Source organism: Bacillus sp. AFS012607 (assembly GCF_002558005.1).
GTDB classification, from domain to species: Bacteria; Bacillota; Bacilli; order Bacillales; family Bacillaceae_G; genus Bacillus_A; species Bacillus_A thuringiensis_S.
Map to the genome: position 1 here is coordinate 53,859 of NZ_NTVM01000033.1, position 22,173 is coordinate 76,031.

The following is a 22,173-nucleotide window of genomic DNA, read 5'->3' on the forward strand; positions in this document are numbered from 1 at the left end:
ACCTGCAAGAGATGCGACTTTCCTTTAATAAATTGATAAAGTATATCTTTATAAGGATACTTTCGTTCAACTATTCTGACGCTTTTTATTACATTCCATTAATAACCTCAACTTTTAAATCATCTAATTCATGTACCAATACAGTATAATCATCGATTGTTTTTGGTTCGTCAATATTCCGTTTAACCTCTAATAAACGATGTACTTTTGCAGAGGAGTATTGACCAATTTTTGATTTATGATCCCACCAACAAACTTTATGTACTTCTATACTTCCTTCAGGTCGTGCTGCTGATGCATCATTTTCAAACAGTATAACCAGTGCATTTTTAATCTTCTCCGCATCTTCGTTAGTAAAACCTGTCTTTTCTGCTAATTGCGTATTAATACTTCCATAAAAAACATAGACTCCAAAATCAACACGATGCTTCATCCCCATCGTATCTGAACCTTTATCTTTCCCAGGCTCAGAATTTACACTTTTCGTAATCTGCATACTAGTAATATCAATCGGATCAACACTCGTTGCCGTATGAATTGAAACAGGTCCTCTTACTCCAACAGAGACACCTTTTCCAGCTCCCCCTTTAAAGGCAAAAACTTGTCCAAAACTTCTTACATCAATCCACTCTTTACATGCAATTGCAGCAAATTGTTCATGTGGATTATCCTTAGATTTTAACGCTTTGACTAAATCTACATTGGTTTCTGCTCGTTCCCTTAAACTATTAAATTGGTCTACCTTCCTGTCATTTGATTGAACAAAAATAGATTCTTCCATGTCTTGCAGACGATTTCTAATCTTTCGTTTAATGGCTACATCAGAGATTTCACCATGTCCATCATAATTTTGTCTTGGGCGATTTCCATTCAAAGGATCTCCATTTGGATTAGCCTTTGTAACTGATAAAACAACTGCAAAATCGATTTTGTGATCTAAAGTTTTCATTTTTAATTCTCCTCTCCAATATTTACTGCATCATTTAGTGAAATGTTTTTTTCTTTTTTTTGATACAATTCATGCCGTTGACTATAAAAGCCTAACAAGTATTTGCCAGACAGTGGTTTATTATTAAAATCTTCAATTTTTATCCTTGAGCCAATCTCATCAATTAATTTGTTATAATACCAAACTTTCTCCCCTAAACGTGCTTGATACGGTTGTAGGGCACCTTGAATGGTCCTCCATGTTCTTTCCGGATGTTGAGAAAAGGAATTCATATACCTCCTAGCATTTGTAGCACGTTGGTCCCCATTATTTAATGCCTTTCTTTCCAAAACATCCGCAACGGCTAGAAGGCGTCCGAAGAGATAATCTCTATTATTATTTTCCTTATCTAATACCAATTGATATCCCTCCATTGTATTAATTAATGCACATGTAATACTTAATGTTTTTTCCCATTCCCATTTTTCCATTGATAGAGGGTTTGATGCACGCTGAAAGGCACTTCTAACAATGTCGAAAGGGATTTTTCTCTCATCTATAATGCAAGGAAGCATACGCTCCATCAAATTCTTAACTACTTTTTCGTTTGCTTTTGGCCCATAAGCAGCAAATGCAATATCTCTGGTTGACGGTGCCCCATAAAATTTAATAAATTCATTATCTGCATTTTTACGGTAACCATGCTCCCAAGCACATGTAGAATGCCAGTTCTTTAACCTATTTAAATAAAGGTTTTTATCCATATTACGATAGTAAAGAACCGCTAATCTGCCTGTTGTCGCTGAATCAAGCAAGAGAATATTTACATTTTCACTGGAAGATAAATTATTTTTATAACCATCAATTGCCTTAGCAACTTCATTGGCAAATTGTTCATGTGTATAGGATTTTATTTCTCGCTTTTTAGTTCCTCTTATATCCATTGAAAATATATTGTAACTGTCCTCTACAATATCAGGAACATCTTCTGCATCATTGCCCCATACAAGAAATACACGTTGATCGATAATTTTCCCTTGCTTGTTAATAAGCCATTTTAATGCATTATGTGCTTTTTGGGACACATCATAGCTAATATTCGCTACTTCATTTGACGTAGTAAATCTTCCTCTAAATGTGAAACCTCTTAAATCATTTGAAGAGATTAACTTTGCTTGATCACTGGCATTTCTAATCTTTTTCGCATGTTTATCTGTACTCGGTTTTATTTCCCCAGTAACATAGCAGTAATCTTCATTATCGAGGAGGCCATCATAAAAATTAATAAAGGAGTTATGTATATCTTTGTCTTGCCATACCTTTGATAGCATCTTATTTGGAGAATACACGGTAAATCTAACAAACGCGGCTTCTTGGCCAGCTGGAAGCACTGTAAAGATTTCGGGCTTGTTCCCCAGAAAAACTTCAACTTTTTTATCCCATTTTCCAATCAGCTTTTGGTTTTCATCAAGCCATAATATTTTGGTTTCTACCAAGTCTTTTACTAATTGTTTTTTTCTTAAGTATTTGTAAATGCTTTTTAATTTATCTGTAGTATACGGGGATTCTACCCAATTCCTTAGCTGTTCGATATAATAGCCAAATGACTCCTCTTCTTTTTTACTGCCGCCGTATTCACCAAAATCACCTGCAACGTAAGTTAATTTATCATGTAATGGATGGGGAACTTTATACGCTCCGGTACCAGACCTACTTGCAGAGTCTTCTGTACAAGGGATCAATGTATTGGCGTCGCTCTTATCTATGACTGTTGCTGAATGGAACGCCCCTTCTTCTGTAATTAAAACTTCAATATTTGCTGACTGAGTAGTGTGTGAAATAGGTAGCAATGTATATTCTTGGCCATTATATTTTTTTTCAATTTTACCGACTCGATCTAAATTTGATTGATAGGTCTCATACAAATTCAATAGCCAACTCATTTATTCACCTCCTTCTTCTAATTGTTTTATAAGCTCATCAACTGATTCAACGTTTGAACTGTCAAAAATCTTTGGCTCCATCTTGGATATTTTACGGATTTTTGTACATTCTTCTGGTCGGATGAATTGAATAATTCCATCTCTCATTACCGGATTCCATAATCGAACTTCTAATTCATTCCTACCTGTTTCATCAGGATAATTAAGCCCATGAACCATTGTGCCTAAATGAATATCTCCACCATAATTATCGTAAAAGCCTTCTCCTTCGCCAAAAACACAAGGCTCCACATATCCTTGGCATTCTCTCGTTCCTAAAAAAATGTCTCGCCGTCCTCCAACTTTAAGTGAACGTTTTAGGATGTTATGATGCTTATATTCATTACGATCAAAAGCTAAATCAGGTCGATGAGGATTAAAGATAAAATGAGCCTGAACTTGGTATCTTACATTCTTTAAATATGTGTAATTTGCGAGTGTATTTCCACCACCATATTCAATTGGACGAATACCTTTTGATTCCATTTTGATTGCATTCATAATTCTTATTTTATCTACAATCATAAGAAGAGTTGGCTTCCAGTAGATTGATTCAACAATCCCTTTGATAGCTTGATAAGTTGGTACTTGGTAAGTTAACTTTTCTCCTCCCATTTTCATTAAAGGATCTGTGAAAAGTGCGTAATCACCAAAAACCTCAAATTCAATAGAATTCCGCAAAGATTCTTCCTCCTTTTTCATTTTCTATATTTTTCTAGTAAATTAATGATACTCCTCCTATGTAACTATATCAATATTTAGCGATTATATATTATATGAAATTTAAGAATTCTTTTGATGTGGTATAAAAACATGGATTAAAAACCCTATCTCAAACAAAGATAGGGTTTAAAATATAGCTGTCTTAAAATCGCTCTCATTAAGCACATTCAAACCATATTCATCATTATAAGCACTTTCCTTCAAGGCTAGAATTTCCCCATCAAGATAGTATACGAGTCCATCGTTTATTATCAATTTTTCTTTTTCATAGTTGAATAAGTTAACTGTATACTGTTGTGCCTTTCGTAATAATCGACTCAAATCCTCAATGGAGTTATTGCTATTTAATTCTGCGATAATATCCTTTCCTTCTTCATATGGGACAATAACTGAAGTGGTTATATCATCAATGACGTTAAAATGTTTGGCCGCTGTCTGGTAGCTATTTATAATAAATAATGGAATATCTTTTTTATCATGTTTATGAATATATGCTCGACGATAGCTATTTTCTATTCTTGGTACGGATAATAACTCAGTCATGTTCTTTTTTAGTTTTGGAATAAAATAATCTAGATCAGATTTAAATTCTCTATAATATTCTTTAAAATATCTTTTCATTGCCTCTCTTGATAAAATATGTCCTCCATGTATTTTATCGTTATGTTTTAAATCCATAAGGATTTTCTTAGTTATTTTCTTTCCAATTTTAATTTCCTTTAAATGACTTAAGTTTTCCTCTTCATAATCAATCACATAGACATTCTGTATGCCCTTTTCCCCGTGGCGATTACATCTTCCTGCAGCTTGTGCTATAGAATCTAACCCTGATAAAGAACGAACAACACACTCAAAACTTACATCTACACCTGCTTCGATTAACTGTGTGCTGATGCAAATGATTTTTCTTCCTTCTTTGAGACATTCTCTAACTTCTTCTAAAATTTTATGTCGATGTGCTGCACACATTGTTGTGCTTAAATGATAAATAGGAACATTTAATCCTTGACTCTGTAATTGTGTATATAAATCTCTCACAACTGATTTTGTATTTAGAACAATGAGGATACTTTGTACTTCCTCTATTTTTGTATGTATAAATGTTTTGAGTTTATCTTTATTAAAGATTTCATTAGTTGCTTGATCAATGATTTTCCCCCTTTTAAATGCTTCAATTACATGATCAAGGTTATTAATCATTTCAGCATCCGTATTTATGTCTAATTTTTGTTCTACAAAGTCCAAAGCAGGTTGAGTAGCAGTGCAGAGGACTATACTGGAACGAGTATATATTTTTAAAAAATTCAATGCTTGATTAAATAATGAAACACATGAAACAGGAACTTTTTGCACTTCATCAAAAATAATAATTGCCTCACTTAAATTATGGAGTCTTCTAGTATTTCTATTTCCCTTTGCGTAAAACACATTTAGAAACTGCACCATGGTTGTAAAAATAATAGGAGAATCCCAATTATCTTTAGCTAATTTTAATTTTTGTTGTATGCTAGCCATACCGTCTTCATTTTCATCATGATCATTCACTTCTTCAACTATATTTGAATGATGTTCTAAAATATTTTCTTCATCCTCTAATATTCTTCGCACCTCTTCCGCATTTTGCTCAATAATTGTTGTAAAAGGTACAACATAAATAATTCGTTTTTTATTATGGGTTTTTGCATGTTTTAGTGCATATCTTAAGCTTGCTAATGTTTTACCACCACCAGTTGGAATAGATAACGTATATATTCCTGATGGCCTCTCAGCGAACTGATCACACTGATCTGACATGTCTGCTCTCAACATGTTAATAGGGGTATTTGCATTCTGCTGTTTTTTGAAAGCATTAATTTTTATCATGAGTCTCTCGTAGTATTTCTCAAATAACTCATCAGAATTTATTACTGATTCTACAATTTTTTCTTCTTCAAATAATCGGGTGTTTGTTCTATCGGCATCAATTAATGTACTAAAGATGAATTTAGTTAAAAACATTAATTGTTTTTCAGCATTTTCTGGGGATTCTTTAAGTAGGAAACTTTCTAATTCTACAGTAGCTTTGTCAACATACTCATGAAAATCTTTCTCTTTCATAACATGTTTAAAAAAGAATTGTTGTGTAGCATCAAATCCTCTTAATTGCTTATCTCGCACTCTATTTAAATAGGGCGATTCTAAATCTGGATTTAAAAAATCTTGAAGGTATCCGTGGTGAGAAATGATGGCATTTCCCACTATCTCAGATATTATCCCTTTGTAAGGAATAATATTTTCTGTATGGAATAATTGATATAACAATTTCCCCCCTGCAGTTGAATGATCAACACTCCCCCTTTTAGGTGGAGAATTAGGATTATTTACTGCTTCCAATATATATTCTTTAAACTCATTGGTGTATTTACCCATATCATGGAGCATACCTGCTAAACCAGCTAAATGTTTTATACCAATTTTTTCTCCATAGGTTTCAGCTAGTTCTTTTACTCCTAATAAATGTTCTTCGACTGTTTGTACTTGACTGTCACTCTCGCGTATATGAGCAATGTACGTCATTCAATCTCCCTCCATTTTATATTTTTTACATGTTTGTTAGATACTGCAGATGTAGATACTTCCGGTTGAGTATCTACTAAACTGCAGAGCGTTTTAAAGCCAGAGCATTACTAATTTCAATCTGCGCACCTATATAAGGTGCGACGACGGCGGGTTTTTCATTGCCGTTTACTGATCCATTTCAATCCACGCACCTACTTAAGGTGCGAAAAAGATAAGCCTACGGAAAAAGACAAGCCGTCTGAATTTCAATCCACGCACCTATATGAGGTGCGACTTTAACATCTTCAGGGTTCATACCACGAGGAATTGTATTTCAATCCACGCACTTATATAAAGTGCGACAAATCGTGCATCCATATACAATGCGCTACCAAATATTTCAATCCACGCACCTATATAAAGTGCGACTTTAAATGCTGTTGAAATAGATCGCACTCAAATGATATTTCAATCCACACACCTATATAGGTGCGAAAAAGATAAGCCAATGACTCCTGATAAACCAATGGTTTCAATCCACGCACCTATATGAGGTGCGACTACCTCAATGAGTGCAAATGGCCTTTGACATGATATTTCAATCCAAGCACCTATTTGAGGTGCGACCAGACAACAACTGTTATTGTTTCGCAGGGTGCGGATTTCAATCCACGCCCTATATGAGGTGCGACAAATGAATATGCTCTAGTTGCGCTAAAGTAAGTATTTCAATCCACGCACCTATATAAGGTGCGACCCCGATTTGTGTTCAAAATCAACCACAAATACGTTAATTCTATTCAAAAGTATAAAAATATTTTTATTTAGTAAAGTAATTTTTATAAAAATTATAAATTCAATCCATAAAGTATAAGAATTCTAGGTGCGAATGTACTAGGAATTTCATGTTTGCTATACATTCGCACCTAAAAAATTAAAGAGATTTCTAAATCAATTTATTCTTTTACACCAATATGTTCGACCCTATTTTCATAGCTATTACCTAACTGATTAACAAAAATGTATAGTTTCATAATACCCTTAATATATGGAGTCGTAATTTACAATAAAATTCACTACATATTGTCTCTCTATCCACCTATCAAGTTAATTCTTTATATCATCGTTTGATCTTTTTTTATGATATAACATTCTTAAAAATATTGAATACTAAAAATTCTTTTATTTTGCTAACTCACAAATACTTTAATTATTCTTCTCTTTATTTGTGTTCACCTTTTAATATATAACTAGATATTATTAAGGATATCTTGATTAAGGATATTTATTGGCTTTTCTTCCATCTTGATGGCTAACGGTTCCTTTTACTTATTTTCTTAGTTATTAACTCTTCTTGTAATTTAACAAGTCCCCTTGCAGGAGAAATAATTACTTTTAATTTCACTAATAATTTTAACGCTGACAGAAATATTTTCCTACTTAAATAAACTTAATTTATCAAATATAAATTCACTCTTAGAATTTACTTTGATAATGAGTAAAATATGCCAATAGAGTATCTAGCTTTAGTTCCTAGCACTCTATTAACTAATTAATAAGGAGATGTTAACTATTTTGAAACATATCAAACAGGCTAAAAATGAAATCTTACTTAAGGCGATTCTATTTTCTCTATTTTTTATAATGCTTTTATATAATGAGGGGGCTGCTGTACTTAGCGTATCTGCGTGCTTATTTAATATTATTGCAAAGGATCTTTTCTCTCAGAGAGCATAAAAACTATTTATAAATTATTATTTAGAAACAGACATAGTAAAAAGAAGAAAAAACATTCTACAAAATGTTTTTTCTTCTTTAATAATCTGGTTCACCACTACATTTTTTCTAATATTTCTTGTCTCTCATACCACTTAGACATTTTTTTAACTGCATTTGCAGATAACCGCTTGGTTTCTTTGTTACAAAATCTAGATAATGTAGGTGCCGATATTCTTATTTCTTTTGCTAATTCTCGTATAGACTTATTATCAACTTTGCGTTGTCTAAGTATTTTCTCTCGAACAGCCTCTTCATCAAATCTATTAAGCTCTTCACTATTTTTTTTCGGAGGCATATTAACAACATCCTTAGCCCTTTCAAAATACTCTACAGATGCTTCAGTATTATTTTCTAACTCTAGTGTTTTTTTCTTAGGTAAATTATACATTGACTTAATTAATTCTTCCGGTGGGAGTATAGTAATATTTAAATTCACCCAATAATCTTTAAACCAATTCTTCTTATTAAAACGTTCTTCATCTAATGATACTGTATACTCCCACTTAGAAATTACATTCTCTTTTTCTAAGTCAGTAAGAACATTCTCTAAGTGTTCTCTAATCCGACTCGGCTTCCAACTAAGCGGGATTGCCATAACAGCTAATAAGCCTTTATCTCCTCCAATGGAGTATGGTCGCTTCAAAGTTGAATATATTTGTCGTATTCTCCATTGCCATGTTAGATAACGAATTAAACGTTTATGATACTTATGTCGATAACTATTATACTCAAGTGCCTTTTTAGATAATAATGCTGTGGTATTATTTGAACCATATAAATAACTTGTTAAAAAACTCCCTGGTTTGATACGACAAGATTCAATGCCCATATATTCATTTGTTGTATTGTGCCTCCATAATACAACTGAATCCAAGACAAATAACCGTTTGACAACTTCTCTCTTTACTTTATATTTTTCATCATGTTCATTTTCTTCATTTAAGACTACTACTTCATTATCATCATTTAAATAAATGAAGATACTTGCTAGTGCTGCAATACGCTTAGCAACCTTAATTTTATCTTCAGGTCTGTAGTACTCTCCTTTACTTACTTTCTTTTTTGGTACATTGCACATATCCAATACTTGCTCATATGAAAATTCTATGAATTCATCTGGGGATTTTGCTTGTGCTAGCCACTGGATGGTAATGGAGTCCAATACATCAGCTGTCAGATCATCCATATTGCTCATTACATCATTCACCAAAGTATTCCAGCGAGATGCTTCATCATCTTTAATAAGCTTTAAATCTTCATCTCTGTGAGAAGAGAGCTGAGCTATGGCATTACTTTCCTTTGTTTCAATAGGGTAAGATTTCACACCCATACCTGCGTCTTCTTCAAAATGATTTTTAGAGATTCCATCACGTAATTTAAAATAAACTGCGGAATTATTAACTTCAAAATATTCTTTATCAACTGGTTCATCCGTTTCATCCTCATTTACGTCTCCCTGGATGATTGTTTCATCATTAAACTTATTAGCATTCTTAAACTCATCTTCTAATACCTTTTCAATAGTTGCATGAATTTCATCTTTATACTCTTTTAACTTAATACCAATTTGTAACGAAGTAATTCCTTCTTCATTCTTTTTACTCAACCATGATACTAATGCCGAAAAAGATGGTGAAACATGTTGAGAAGTTACAACCTTAGTATTATCTTTTTCTACATCTGAACTAAAAGCAGTCCATTTTTTCCAAACTACTTTATTGTTTCCGTATAAAGGCTCAGATATTAATAATGCATCCGTAAACAGTTGTGTTAATCTCTCCACATTATCACTCCTTCCGTAATTTCCTTTCAAACAAACATTTAATCTATTACATATATGTAAACACTTATTGTTTTCTAGTTTTGGTAATATTCAAGCAATAATGAAACAAATTTTCTTTATTTACAACATAAAATAACATTAATTATACATTAGTTCTCAATAGGTCTTCAATCAATCTAATAAATTAAGATATGAAACACTTTTTACCATATAGTGAACCTTCCCTATAAATTATGAAACATTTTTATCTAGTCGTTCCCATATTCTCATAAAAAGTTCATATGAATAGAATTTATATCGCATATACACCAGATCCTTTCAAATTTATTTGAAATAAATTTGCCATATCCTTAACCTAAATCCGAAAACATGAGACATCAATCAATTTTTCTTAATTTAAATACGTAATACAAATTTTTTTCAAAAACCTTATAAATCCATAGGTATCCACGTTTTATCTTTATTTTAATACATACAATCATTGAATTTTAACGAACCTCTTTTGCCATATCCTTGACCTTAATATACATATGGAACAGTCAAAAAACCTTATGTACCAAAGGTTCACCTTAGTTTTTTTGTAAATTTCATTATATATCAAACATGAAACGCTTTTGCCATATCCTTGACCTTCCAAAACTCAAAACATGAAACACCTTTTACCGTATCCTTGACCTTAAAGCTATTACATTTTCTCCTATAACCCTTTATATAAAGGGATTTACAGTATCTTTTCCTAATGAACGACCTATGATTAAAACATGAAACACTTTTGCCATATCCTTGACCTAAAATTATAAACAATTCCCCACAACCCTCTATATATCAACAATCTTCCCGTGTTTCATTATTGTGTATATACAATTAGGACATGAAACGTTTTTTACCATATCCTTAACACAAATTTTTTTCCATAGATTCTCCGATCCCTTATAATCATTGGGTTTATAACGTGTTTCATGTTTTAAAAATTCCTCTTAAAGGGGCACCTTTCAACATTTTTCATTTTGCTATAATCAAAATTGGTATATTTTATAGTATTTTGGCATATATTTCTGAATTTGTAGAACGGAGGTGAAAAAGATGGGGAAATCATTTGTAATACGAAATCAACGTAGCTTAAATGGGGAAACAACCAATGCTGTGCTAGTAACATTAAAATCTTGGCAAAAATTTGTGGAAACATTTGAAGAGAAATACTATAGCTATAAAGATACATATTTAGAAGATATTCTGCAGCACGTGACATACGAAGAACGTATTGCTGACGTAGAAGGCTTTGTCGAAAAAGCCAAGCCATCTTTTTCACGTCGCGCAATGTCTGCAATTGCAGAAAAAACCGGAAGAAAACATAAATTATACGGTATTACGAATGCTGATCTCGAAGTTTTCTTATATCTGCATAAGAAATGCTTTACTAATGGTGTCATTCCAAATGTAACAATACATATGATGTGGGAAGATTACAAGCAATATAAAGAAGAATTTGCTTATATCCAACACTCACAATTCTATATTGCATTAAAAAAATTAAGCTTACATAACATAATCTCTATTGAAAATGGCTTAGATGGCCGATATACAATCAAACTGACTCATTTTATGAATGAGGAAACAGAAAAAGCAAATCCGTACGTATATATTAGTCCAGTTGTATTTACAAAGGCTTTCTTTAAGCTCTCTGTAGCGGCTAAAAAACTATTCTTAGACATTGCGATGCAACAACATACGGAAACAACATTAAAGCGTTCTTTGGACAAGCAGGACGAAAGAGGAAACAAAACTCACTTCGGTGGGATGTATCGTTTCTTACATAAAAAATATCCGCATCAGATTCGTGCGGTTATCGAGGAATTAACAACTGCATTACCATGTACGGGGAATCCCCTATTCAAAATTTGTAAAATGCAAAAAGGTGTAAAACATACAAAACGATATACGACATTATATCTGTCTATCCATTCAGACTACTTATGTTCGAAAGAAGCTGGAGAAGAACAACATAGGGATCCATTTACACCAAAAGCTACCTATGCTCGAAAAGCGAAATTTATCGAAGCAGTCCTACAAGAGATGAATATTGGTGAATTGTCTGCAGATATGAATAAATTCATTCATGTATTAAAGCACACTTGTCATCGTCAAATTCGCAGTGTAATCCGCGGACTACGTGACATGGTTGATCGAAAAGAAGGATATCCAACGAAAATTGTATATACATTGAAGAAACTATTGCATCAAACATCTCAATATCAAATTCTCGATACAGCAGCAAAAGAAGGTATCTACCCTCTTATTGCGCAGCATATACCAAAAGAGAGAAATAGTGACCGTGAGCAAGCTGTCTTTAATTTCGGTTTACATTATTCTATGTACTCTCTTCACAACATTAAGAAGATGTTTAAAAATGTGCATGCATTACTGAAGCAGAAGTTTGCGGTACCAGTGACGGAAGAGTCTTATCACCGTAATTATCTAAAATACCAGGAAGAAACGTTATTTAGAAAATATGCATATGATCAGGGAGTAAATCTCCATGCATATATCGCTTTAGAAATTGAAATGCGTGAAAAACTAAAAGTTCGTGGCCATAAAGAACGCACAATTCCAAGTGATGTACGTGAATGGTTTATCGAATCCATTGATAAACTACCACAAGAGCAGCTGCGTGTGATTGAGCTACCAAAACAGTTTAATTTACTAGAGTTTATGCGTACCTTCGAACGTTTAGTACGTGCTGGTGTAACAATAACAGCTCCAGATCAGGTGCTAAATGCAATGGAAATAAAATAATAGCAACAAGCTCTCTATTTTTGAAAAAATCGAAAGTGGAGGGCTATTCGTGTTTGTTTCATTCCCTCCCCTTTTCCACTACTCTATTTATACATACCAAATCAAAAGGACTTCATGTAAAATGGGGTCTTTTTTTATGCAATACTATACAAATCATCTTCTAGCTATACAAGAATCTCCACACTACACATTGGGTATTTTTCATGTGTAGTAAAACATTCAATTTTATATCTACAAAAAATCAAAAGGATATTTATATAAATAGTGGATATGAGGACAAATATGATCAAATGTGAATAAATTTTTCCCAATATCCTTGATAATACTATTGTTGTTCATTTCATCTAATAAAAATCATCAACAATAATGTGAGTTATGTGTAAATACTGAGTAATGTTAACATATAGCTACATTTTCTGAACAAAATGTGGATAATTTGATGCTAGATACCGCTTTATTTACCAAAATAAAGAAAAAAATCCCATTTCTATAGTTGGGTAAATATTAAGGGACTTGTATCAATTTCTTTCCGATTTCATGTAGAAACATATGATTCCCTTTATGCTTTTTTGTAGAATTGAAAGTCTAATAATCATTGAATCTACGAATACATTTTCTACTATTTATGATTTTTTAGGTTCTAACATCAAATTTTCCCTTGTGGGAGTAAATCTTTCCTCTATTTTTGATAACCTATAATAGTTTTATCTTTATTTCTTTTTAATATATAAGATATATATTTATAATAGATTTTTAATACAGCTAGTATGCTTGTTAATAAGTTTTTTATACTCATATTCCTACATAATCTTATAGTTATTCATCTATTTTCAAATTACTAGGTATACATGCCGAACAAGGACAATCATACACACATAAATAGTTAAAGAGATTTTAATAATTAAAATTGGGTGATTTTATGGCTGAAATTAGAAATCTAATTAAACGTTTTAGTTATGACGAACCGTATAGTCATACTTGTCATAAAAAAGTTTGTGCTTTCGGTAAGTGCACAAAAGTTCCTTTTCTTTGTTTAGGGATGAAAACCAAAGTCATAGAAATTTATTCGGTGGCATATTATCTGGATGAAACAACGCCGCAGCAAAAAGCTGCTATAGTCGCTTGTGCAGGTGGTGCTGTTTCTGCTGCATACTCTGCTTGTATCGCTGCTTACACAGCAGCGACTACAGCTACGGCTGGAGTTGGAGGTATTATCGGTGGTGTGGCTGGGTGTATGAAAGCAGGCGAAAGCGCAGGTAGAGCTGCATTTGATGAATGCAAAAGGAAAAGTTTACCCCATAACATTGCTAGTAGAACAGGTTGGAAAATTGAACAGAAAAAATATAACCGTGATGAAGATTGGATACTTATTGAAGACAATCTAAACTATGATGATACTATTCAAAAACAGTTGGAACAAAGATATTTATATGATCAAGAGCAACATCTAAAGAACCTGCAGGATACTAGTAAATCTATTTATTATATCCAAACTAGCAATTCTCCTTATCCCTATTATTAAATTTTGTTACTAGTATCCATGGCAATAAGAAGTCTGATCTAATTGAAAATATCTGTAAATTAAGTTATAATAATGGTAAATAAACATATCATTACCCACATTAAAAAGGACAAACCTACGTATCCCTACGGGCGAGGTTTGTCCTTTTTTCATTTTAATAAACAATTTATATTGGGAGGATTAAGCATGGCTGTACTAAAAGATTCGACTTACATAGAAATAAATATTTATAACGAAATTGGATTTTTTAGAGGAATTCTTTGGGGATTAGTTTTTGTAGTGCCTTTTTGGAGTATTATAATAGCCCTATTTATTTTGCTTTATAAATAATAATCAACATATCCAAAACGCAAAGGGTTGTTTGTCCGTTTGCGTTTTGGATATGCCAGCAACCGTGCGTAGCAAAGGGCGGTAGCAGGTCTTTCACTTATTTTCTGTTATAATAATTCCTAAGAAATTAGGTGATTATAATGAGCGAAAACATTAATTTAGAAGAAACATTAGCTGCCTTTTCTGCTTATTTAACAGAAAAAGGACGGAAACAATCCACGATTAAACGTTATGCTTACGATATTAAAGATTTTTATAAGTGGCTAAGAGCAAATGAGAAACTTCTACATATCAAATCATGGCGTGAACTTTCTGAAGCGGACTATCAGACGTATTTCTCTGAGTTAGAAGACAAGCGTAAATATTCTCAGAAAACAAGACACAGAATATGGGTGGTTTTGAAGAAGGTACACATGTTTTTAGGTATAGTTAGCCCATTGGATGGTATTAATCTCTCTTTAATTCCGGATCAATCACTAAATGATAATGATTTTATTACTGAAATGGAAGAAAAGCTTTTAAAACAAACTGTGCTATCAACGAAGGGCTTAACGGAAAGACAAGCTAAATATCGCCCTCTTATTATGGATAGAAACGTTTGTATTATAAATTTAGTAGTAAACTATGGGCTGTCCTTGCAAGAGCTTGTATCGCTTAATATGAGCCATATACAGTTTGCTAGAAATCTCTTAATGGTACCTGGAGAAAACGGAGCAACTAGGTCTGTCTCTTTAGCCATGGAAGATACGCAACAGCTTTACAAATATTACACGACTATTCCGGAGCCTGTAAGACCTAGACAACACACAGATAATCCTCTATTTGTGGCATTTGATTTTAATCGAGGTACGTATCGATGGGTGTACGAAAATGATGCACCAAAGGCTTTGTCTGAAGTTGCTATACAAAAGATGATACGACTTGAAGTGAAACGTGCGGAATTAAATAGGCGTATCTCTGCACAGCAGATGAGAAACACTTTTATTCTCCGTCTTATTAAGCAAGGATTAGCTGAAGATGAGTTGGTAAGAAGGATGGGGTTCAAAACTAAAATATCTTTAAAAAGATATTATCAATATTTACAGTTGTAGCTTTGAAATAAAGTTTGATCAAAAATACCTCGCAATCCAAAGTTTTACGATAAATAAAAAGAATCCATTTTGAAAAAGATTTGATATGCTCCCTATTAGGTAGACAGATAAAAAATAAAAATCTGTTATCTAAGGGGAGTATTTTTTATGGCTAGAATGAAATATTCTAAAGCTGAAAAATTGGCAAAGGCAGTCTAATTATCGAATAGCCCTCTTCCTCTCAGATTTGCGGAAACAGGCTCTTTTCCTATTTCACGTGCCCATATAGATAACTGGCCAATATGGTGGATTTCGTGGACAATGACATGACGTATGATCTCTCCGTGTGTACATTCAATGACTCGGCGCCTGATTGGTGCGTCTCTAGAGCTAATCGGTTCTTCATTGAAATCAGTTTCTGAAAGTTTCCGAGAATCCATTTCATTTGTCCAAGATGTCACAAATGGCTTCACTTTCTCATGGTATTGAGCTGAAAGATTTTTCACTTTTTGTAAGCTAGCATAATCCTCAAACAGTGGCTCCTCAGGCACTGGTTCACCTCGCAAACCTAAGATCCACATATATTCCACATCTACAATGTGAAATAGGGTATGTAGTATACTGCCGAACCCACCGACCCGTTTCTTTAATAGTTCTTCATCTGGTATGTCTTCGCACAATGTAAACCAATCATCACGGACTTGCCAGTTATATTGAAACAGTTTCAACATCACAAAAACCTCTATCTTTTATAGATTTAATATTTAATTTTCACCAAAAGACTTCAAAATCCTTTTTTTAATAATAACTCTAAAAAACCTGTTAAAATCCTCCACAAACTGGCCCTTTAGTTGAGTAACTTTATTGCTACTCAACGGTTCCTTAATCCGCCTTTCAGCTCAGATCTTCTTTTCACTTTTCACTATAAAAACACCCCTTTAGATAAACAGATCCAAAGGGGCAAAACATCGCGTCTTCTTATTAATATATTTTTCTTTGATTACTTCTTACTTTTCCGCATCTATCTTTTTAATTGCAGCTTCGTTCTGACTAATTATATCTTGAAAATGCTCTTGCTTATTTTCTTCTACAAACTGTATAAGTTCTTCGAATTCCATTATTATCACCTTATTTCATTAACTTTGATTACTTGTTCTAATTCGAATACAGAAAGTACCTGGATGTGTAAAAATGTCTTTAGGGCATTCCAAACCTCTCTGTGGTCATCTAACGATACCTGGAGAGCGCTTTTCCAAACATCCATCCCAACCTCGTTATATTCAGGGCTTCCTTTTATAAGGCATTCTTTATGTATAGTAAACGAAATCGGATCAGTTTTTATATCTTGATATAGTACAAGTGTAGGAACCCAATCAATTGGAGTATATAAGTGCATAAGATTCTCCAAACATTTCTTTAGAACGCTATTGTCTCCTATGCAATGTATTTCACCACTTATTGTATCCATTATGATTTTTTCACTCGGATGTATCTCTCTAACGTAAAATGGTACTTGTTCTTCATAATGTTTATATATCCTTTTAAATGCTTCTATGGCCTTTTCTATTGATGTTGCATTAATAAAACTAATTTTATGTTCTGTAGTAATTTCTAATATGTATAGGCGCATAATTCATCCCCCTATATTCTCTATATATTAATTAATACATTGTATCATCTTACTATTAATTTAAAGAAAGTACCTACGTTACTGGTAGTCACTTTAAATATAGCTTCTATTTGCATGTTAAGCTATTAAAAAAGCCTCGTTTCCTAATTCCTTAAGTACTTTTGCCAAGAGATGGTTTGTCTCTTCGGATAGCATTTCCTCTGTTTCTATTAATCTATAAAGTCAATTTTGTAAACTCTGCAGCATACAAAAGCTTCATACTAGCTTTTTCATCATATCCTCTTATATTGTAGCTCAATCCTTCATTATTCCATGTAAAGATACTGAGTATTCTCTCTGAGCAAAAGATTAAAGCGTTTGAAGGTAACTGAGAGTAAGAGAGTTTTGCTTACTATTTTAGAATTAATAATCACCCTAAAGGAAATATATGTATTTAAAAGATGATTTAGGAAATACTGTTTATTGAATAATAAGGAGGTGTTGAAATGTCTAACCAACATGAGGATATTTTAAAGGCTCTAGTAAAAAAAGAAATGCTAAATTTAGATCAAGAAAAATTAGCTAATTTTTCAAAAGAATTATCTGAAATGGGTCTTTCTGCTAAAAGTGGGTTTGTGGCTTGCAACGGCAATTACTGCATTGTTGTAAAGGAGTAGCATTATTTTTGTAATAAAAAGAGTGTTCATCGTAGGATTAAAGACTATAACTTAATTACGAGGTAAAGGAAGTCTTTAATCCTGCCTCTTAAGAATAGGAGATATAAATTTGAGTAAAATAGAGCCTCAGAATAATTCACTGTCAGATGATTTTAACAGAGAATTACGAGCCTGTGTTACCCGTGGTTTGAATTGGACTATAGAGAATTTGCCAATGTTTGTACCTGAAAATGTAGCAAACCCTGAAAATATGAAAGAGATTACAGAATTGGCACTTATGTATAGTTTTATAAATCAATGGAATGATTCTAGACTGAAGCTGCAGACAATTCCTATTGAAGAATTCTTGTTGGACTTCTTTGATGATCCATTAATTGTACAGTGTGCACGTAAAATGCCCAATCATTTTGATCACTATTTCATAGCGTATATGACGTTACGGATGGCAGGTCATCGATTGGAAAAATATGAGAAAGCATTGGAAAGTATACAAAAATACAATTATCCAAACTGTTCAGAAAAAACTCCATATCGTACCTTGGAATTACAATATATGCAATGGAAGGCAGGTTTAATGGAGGAACCACCAGATTGGCAATCCATTTACAGATCTACAACTCTTGGTCTTTGTCCAAACCCAGTTTTTCTATCTGAATGGGAAGTTTATTCTATCACTCACACATTATTTTATTTGACTGATTTCTGTGGATTAACGATGCACTTACCAAGAGATGAAAATCAAGATGTAATAAAAGTTTTAGAATCTTTGTTGATATATTATTGGAAGAAGGCAGATTGGGATATTACAGGTGAACTATTAATTAACATGGTTGCATTAGGGAGAAGTAATACATCTTTGTTTAAAACTGCTGCTCTAGAATTTTTACGGGCTTGGAGACTGGATGGTGCTTTACCGGGACCACATTTTTCTCTTTCTAATGAGGTTCCAGATCAAAAAAATCTATTTGAGAATTGTTATCATACGACTCTAATAGGAATTCTTTTTTGCGGATCTTATATACGTCGTAATATTCATATTAATTAATAGGAGATATATAATGTTAAATTCTAAAGCTGTTTTAAAAGCACAAAATTGGTTAATTCGGTTAGATATAAATCCACAAGATACAGTACGTCAACTGCAGCGCTTATTAGGCATATGGGCAACACAGGTGGTTAATGGTCAATTGGAAAATCAAGTTCTTTTTAACTTAAATCAGATTGTGGAAAAAATTGCACCTTTTGATTACCGGACATATTCCGGTGACCCGATTTTAGCAGTAGAAGTACATAAATTTCTACAAGAACAAGAGATTATTCATCCATGCTTATTTGATTTGTCACTTGAATATGCTAAGGTTTTGCAGGATTTTGATCCACTGCCAAACGAGTTAAATCTACTCTATAATCTTCTCCAACATAGTGGCTTTAAGGTTAAGTTACAAAAACAAAAAAGTAGTTTGTATACTTGGCCAACAATAGGAGAATTGGTTAATATGAACCGTCAACAAACATTAAAATTTTGCCAGAATTTATCAAATGCTACTACATATGGCCGTCATCCCATTGATTGTGGTTCTTTAACCACAATTTTACCAAATTTGGCTGTCTCTTATGCCCGGTATTGGGATATAGAAGTAGTTAGTGTTCTGTTACGTACCTGTGCTTACCTCAATTTACAACAAGATATTGCTTGTAAATGGTCATTAGAATGGCTACTTGATCAACAACAGGAGGATGGTTCTTTTGGCTTGCTGAAACCAGAAGCAAGACGTGCTGGCTTGAACGATGAAGATTGGCAATTGTATTTTCTTCCGACTGTAGCAGTTTTATTGACTTTAGCTGACTGGCAACAACCTGGTTTTATACTTGCACCTACAATTTCTTCAAACGTATTAATCGACGAATCTAAAATAGAGCAATTACTGAATAATAGTAGCAATAAAAAGAGTTCGTAATATGATTATCAAAGTAATTTTAAGTTAGAGTATAGTCCTTTAATAAAGTGGAGTATAGAGAAGGACGCAAGCTGAAGCATTAGAAAAAATCACTAAAGAGATAGCCTGTTTAAATATCAGTCCAGAGCTTTGAACTACTCACCACTTAACGTCCTTACGGACTTTTTGAAGTGGGAGATTCCTGCGAACACCAATGTATCCACCGGTTATCTTAGCAGGCTCTACCCGTAGTCACTACGGTGAAAACATAAGTATCTTGTACGTTGACGCACCACACTCCCTACTTTAGCTTGGTTTTCGCAACTTCGGCAAGCATGGGGCGAAAGAACGTTGAAGATTTTACGGTTGCAACGTTTTTCTGCAACCAACCTCATAACTTCAGTTTTCGAAGAGCAATCTGTACAAGTAAATGATAGCAAACATGTTGGCGTATGCCAACCGACATTAATCTCCCACTTAAAATTGGTGTTTCACACCTTCACAATTTTGAGGAAGGAGTCTTCTGTCGGAAAACGATAACAATTGTTATCGTTATTTGTTTTTATATAAGGAGAAATAATTGATAACGGTCACTTGTGAGGCACAAAATGTAAAAAAACAAATGAAATAACAAGAAAAAGCATGGGTATCCGCATAGGAATTAACTATGCTTTTTGTTTTGGTCTGAAGAACCCGAACAGCTATACATAGCAGTTTTCTTTAATGTACGTGAGATATAAGCAGTCATAACAGGTGTTTCTACCCCAACCTCGTAAGTTAATATATGAATAGGTTTTGTACGATCCTCTAGCGACAGCTCAGAAATAGCATCCCATAGCAATGTCAACATAGCAGAACTATCTTTCCCCCCCGCTATAACCAACAAAACAACAATCGCGAGAGACTTTTTTCATTTCCTCTTTAATTTGTGTGTAAATGTCCATAATTTTATTGTTAGCCCCTAGCAAAATAAGATTTTATTTTGTTATGTATGGGGCATTCTTCCTCTTTTTTAAATAGAAAAAGAGAGTCCCTTATCATAGGCACTCTCTTTTATATATTTCCTCTATTTTTAATCGATTTCGATTTCATTTATATTTAGCTTGTTTAAGATCTTTTTATAAAAACGCATTACTTTTTGAGCATGTTGTATAGCTATTAACCCATCTTGAACAGTAAGGGCTTCAAAATACGGATAACGAATGTCTGTAGCATAACCATTCAGCTGCACGCATTGTTCTAAAATCAATGAGAACTCCTCATCTAATCTATAACAAGATTTGTGCAGCAGTAAAAGGTTATGAGTTTTAGGGACTGACCTACCGTTTAGTGCAAGAAATCCTTTTAGAAGTTTCTCCACACATTGTTGACTATGATAACAAATAATTGCAGTGGGGAAAGGTTTCATATCAGATAAGTAAATAGCAGAATCTAAATCAGATTTTGCAATGGTTATCCACTCTTTTAGATCCTCAATATTTCTCATATAGGACCGTCCCTTCTAGTGCAATCTTATGTTCCATAGTTACATTGCGGCTAGCACGTTCTTGAAACTCTTCTGGTCCATACACTAAAATATCAACTGGTGTTTCCATTACATCGTAAATCCCCCAATTGATACGATTAATGACTTCCCTTTTTCTTTCTCCTACACCTTCCACAACAATACAGAGATCAAAATCACTGTCTTCATTTGGTGTGCCATATGCATGAGAGCCAAAAAGGATGATTTTTTGGACTGAAGATACAGTTTCACGAATCTTTTGCACCAATAGGTCCAATTCCCTTTGTACTTCTTCGTTAATCCGAATCACCCCTCGGATAATGTAATTAAATTGACGTTTAAGTATATTATACATGCGTTTCTCTTCTCCCTGCTATTATATATTTTTTTTTATTGTTTTCTTGTTTTCCAACGTTTTGCAATGCTTGATAACATTCGTACACCTGCCTGAATTCTTATAAGGGGCTACCGTTTGCACTACTATTCCCTCTTTTACTTATTAAAACAATATATGATACAAGCTTTTTTCCTTTTGCAATATTGATAATGATGCTCATTGTAAATATCCCCCTAGTTTTATTTTGAAAGTGTATTCCCTAAGTTTCTTAGATATGAAATTGATAAATTTGTAATCCTATGTACGGTGTACAAGTCAAATGAGTGCATCAATAGTATCGATGCAGCATGGATAACTCTTTCCTCCTGCACAATGGAAATAACATATTGAAGTAAATTCGCCTGCTTAATAAGTGTATGTATATATACTGGATGGGCATTTGAATCTATATAAGTATCATTCCTCTGGCCTTCAAGTGCTTCATATATTTGATTTATCTCTAACTCGCAAATAAATTGAAATAGCTTATAGTCATGATGTGGTTCCTCTAATATTGGCTCAATCTTTGTAAGCAGAAACATGTAATGCTTAATATTTGTAAACATTGCGAATTGGATAGTTTTAAATGTCCTCATAATAAAAGAAGGAGACAAAAAAACAT

17 protein-coding genes and 1 pseudogene are annotated in these 22,173 nt (G+C 33.2%); 7 read left to right on the forward strand and 11 right to left on the reverse strand.

Annotated elements, in window-relative coordinates; genetic code table 11:
* Positions 1–88: 88 nt before the first annotated feature.
* From cas7c to CN409_RS27490, 5 genes are all read right to left on the reverse strand, one after another.
* A complete protein-coding gene (cas7c, locus tag CN409_RS27470; protein ID WP_097981428.1) occupies positions 89–949 on the reverse strand; it encodes a type I-C CRISPR-associated protein Cas7/Csd2 in 861 nt (286 codons plus the stop codon).
* A gap of 2 nt (positions 950–951) precedes the next feature.
* Positions 952–2,871, reverse strand: a complete 1,920-nt coding sequence (cas8c, locus tag CN409_RS27475) for a type I-C CRISPR-associated protein Cas8c/Csd1 (protein ID WP_097891291.1) — start codon at positions 2,869–2,871, stop codon at positions 952–954.
* Complete coding sequence (gene cas5c / locus CN409_RS27480; RefSeq protein ID WP_033667568.1) at positions 2,872–3,591, reverse strand: type I-C CRISPR-associated protein Cas5c; 720 nt, start codon at positions 3,589–3,591, stop codon at positions 2,872–2,874.
* A 168-nt stretch (positions 3,592–3,759) separates the two neighbouring features.
* Complete coding sequence (locus tag CN409_RS27485; RefSeq protein WP_097981430.1) at positions 3,760–6,189, reverse strand: CRISPR-associated helicase/endonuclease Cas3; 2,430 nt, start codon at positions 6,187–6,189, stop codon at positions 3,760–3,762.
* A gap of 1,816 nt (positions 6,190–8,005) precedes the next feature.
* Positions 8,006–9,733: a helix-turn-helix domain-containing protein gene (locus CN409_RS27490; RefSeq protein ID WP_097891295.1), complete on the reverse strand. Its 1,728-nt coding sequence runs from the start codon at positions 9,731–9,733 to the stop codon at positions 8,006–8,008.
* A gap of 1,083 nt (positions 9,734–10,816) precedes the next feature.
* Here CN409_RS27490 and CN409_RS27500 point away from each other — a divergent pair.
* From CN409_RS27500 to CN409_RS27510, 4 genes are all read left to right on the forward strand, one after another.
* Positions 10,817–12,526: a hypothetical protein gene (locus CN409_RS27500; protein WP_097891299.1), complete on the forward strand. Its 1,710-nt coding sequence runs from the start codon at positions 10,817–10,819 to the stop codon at positions 12,524–12,526.
* Between the two features lie 919 nt (positions 12,527–13,445).
* Positions 13,446–14,048: a hypothetical protein gene (locus CN409_RS27505; RefSeq protein ID WP_097981431.1), complete on the forward strand. Its 603-nt coding sequence runs from the start codon at positions 13,446–13,448 to the stop codon at positions 14,046–14,048.
* 186 nt (positions 14,049–14,234) lie between these two features.
* Entirely contained in the window at positions 14,235–14,378 is a 144-nt protein-coding gene (locus CN409_RS32055) for a hypothetical protein (protein ID WP_000279635.1), read from the forward strand.
* Between the two features lie 140 nt (positions 14,379–14,518).
* Positions 14,519–15,469 (forward strand): tyrosine-type recombinase/integrase, encoded by a 951-nt coding sequence (locus CN409_RS27510; RefSeq protein ID WP_097981433.1) that lies wholly within the window; start codon positions 14,519–14,521, stop codon positions 15,467–15,469.
* 194 nt (positions 15,470–15,663) lie between these two features.
* Here CN409_RS27510 and CN409_RS27515 read toward each other — a convergent pair whose 3' ends face one another.
* Both CN409_RS27515 and CN409_RS27520 read right to left on the reverse strand, forming a co-directional pair.
* A complete protein-coding gene (locus CN409_RS27515; protein ID WP_000915549.1) occupies positions 15,664–16,179 on the reverse strand; it encodes a DinB family protein in 516 nt (171 codons plus the stop codon).
* Positions 16,180–16,571: 392 nt separating this feature from the next.
* Positions 16,572–17,078: a hypothetical protein gene (locus CN409_RS27520; protein ID WP_065230061.1), complete on the reverse strand. Its 507-nt coding sequence runs from the start codon at positions 17,076–17,078 to the stop codon at positions 16,572–16,574.
* A gap of 485 nt (positions 17,079–17,563) precedes the next feature.
* Between CN409_RS27520 and CN409_RS32060 the strand changes: the two genes are divergently transcribed.
* From CN409_RS32060 to CN409_RS27530, 3 genes are all read left to right on the forward strand, one after another.
* A complete protein-coding gene (locus tag CN409_RS32060; protein ID WP_170951630.1) occupies positions 17,564–17,734 on the forward strand; it encodes a hypothetical protein in 171 nt (56 codons plus the stop codon).
* 109 nt (positions 17,735–17,843) lie between these two features.
* Positions 17,844–18,779 (forward strand): DUF6895 family protein, encoded by a 936-nt coding sequence (locus CN409_RS27525; RefSeq protein ID WP_097891943.1) that lies wholly within the window; start codon positions 17,844–17,846, stop codon positions 18,777–18,779.
* A 13-nt stretch (positions 18,780–18,792) separates the two neighbouring features.
* Positions 18,793–19,692 (forward strand): hypothetical protein, encoded by a 900-nt coding sequence (locus tag CN409_RS27530; protein ID WP_097891940.1) that lies wholly within the window; start codon positions 18,793–18,795, stop codon positions 19,690–19,692.
* 694 nt (positions 19,693–20,386) lie between these two features.
* On the opposite strand, the pseudogene CN409_RS27545 reads toward CN409_RS27530, so the two are convergent.
* The 4 genes and pseudogenes from CN409_RS27545 to CN409_RS27560 form a co-directional block, all read right to left on the reverse strand.
* Positions 20,387–20,618, reverse strand: a pseudogene (locus tag CN409_RS27545) (phosphoadenosine phosphosulfate reductase); the annotation flags it as partial.
* A gap of 125 nt (positions 20,619–20,743) precedes the next feature.
* On the reverse strand, positions 20,744–21,157 hold the full coding sequence (locus CN409_RS27550) for a HEPN domain-containing protein (RefSeq protein WP_097891931.1): 414 nt from the start codon (positions 21,155–21,157) through the stop codon (positions 20,744–20,746).
* The gene (locus CN409_RS27555) at positions 21,144–21,530 is read right to left on the reverse strand and encodes a nucleotidyltransferase domain-containing protein (RefSeq protein ID WP_000282359.1); all 387 of its coding nucleotides are present in this window, start codon (positions 21,528–21,530) and stop codon (positions 21,144–21,146) included. The genes CN409_RS27550 and CN409_RS27555 overlap by 14 nt, the downstream gene beginning before the upstream one ends.
* A 221-nt stretch (positions 21,531–21,751) precedes the next feature.
* Positions 21,752–22,147, reverse strand: coding sequence for a hypothetical protein (locus tag CN409_RS27560; RefSeq protein WP_097981436.1), 396 nt, complete (start codon positions 22,145–22,147; stop codon positions 21,752–21,754).
* Between the last annotated feature and the right edge of the window lie 26 nt (positions 22,148–22,173).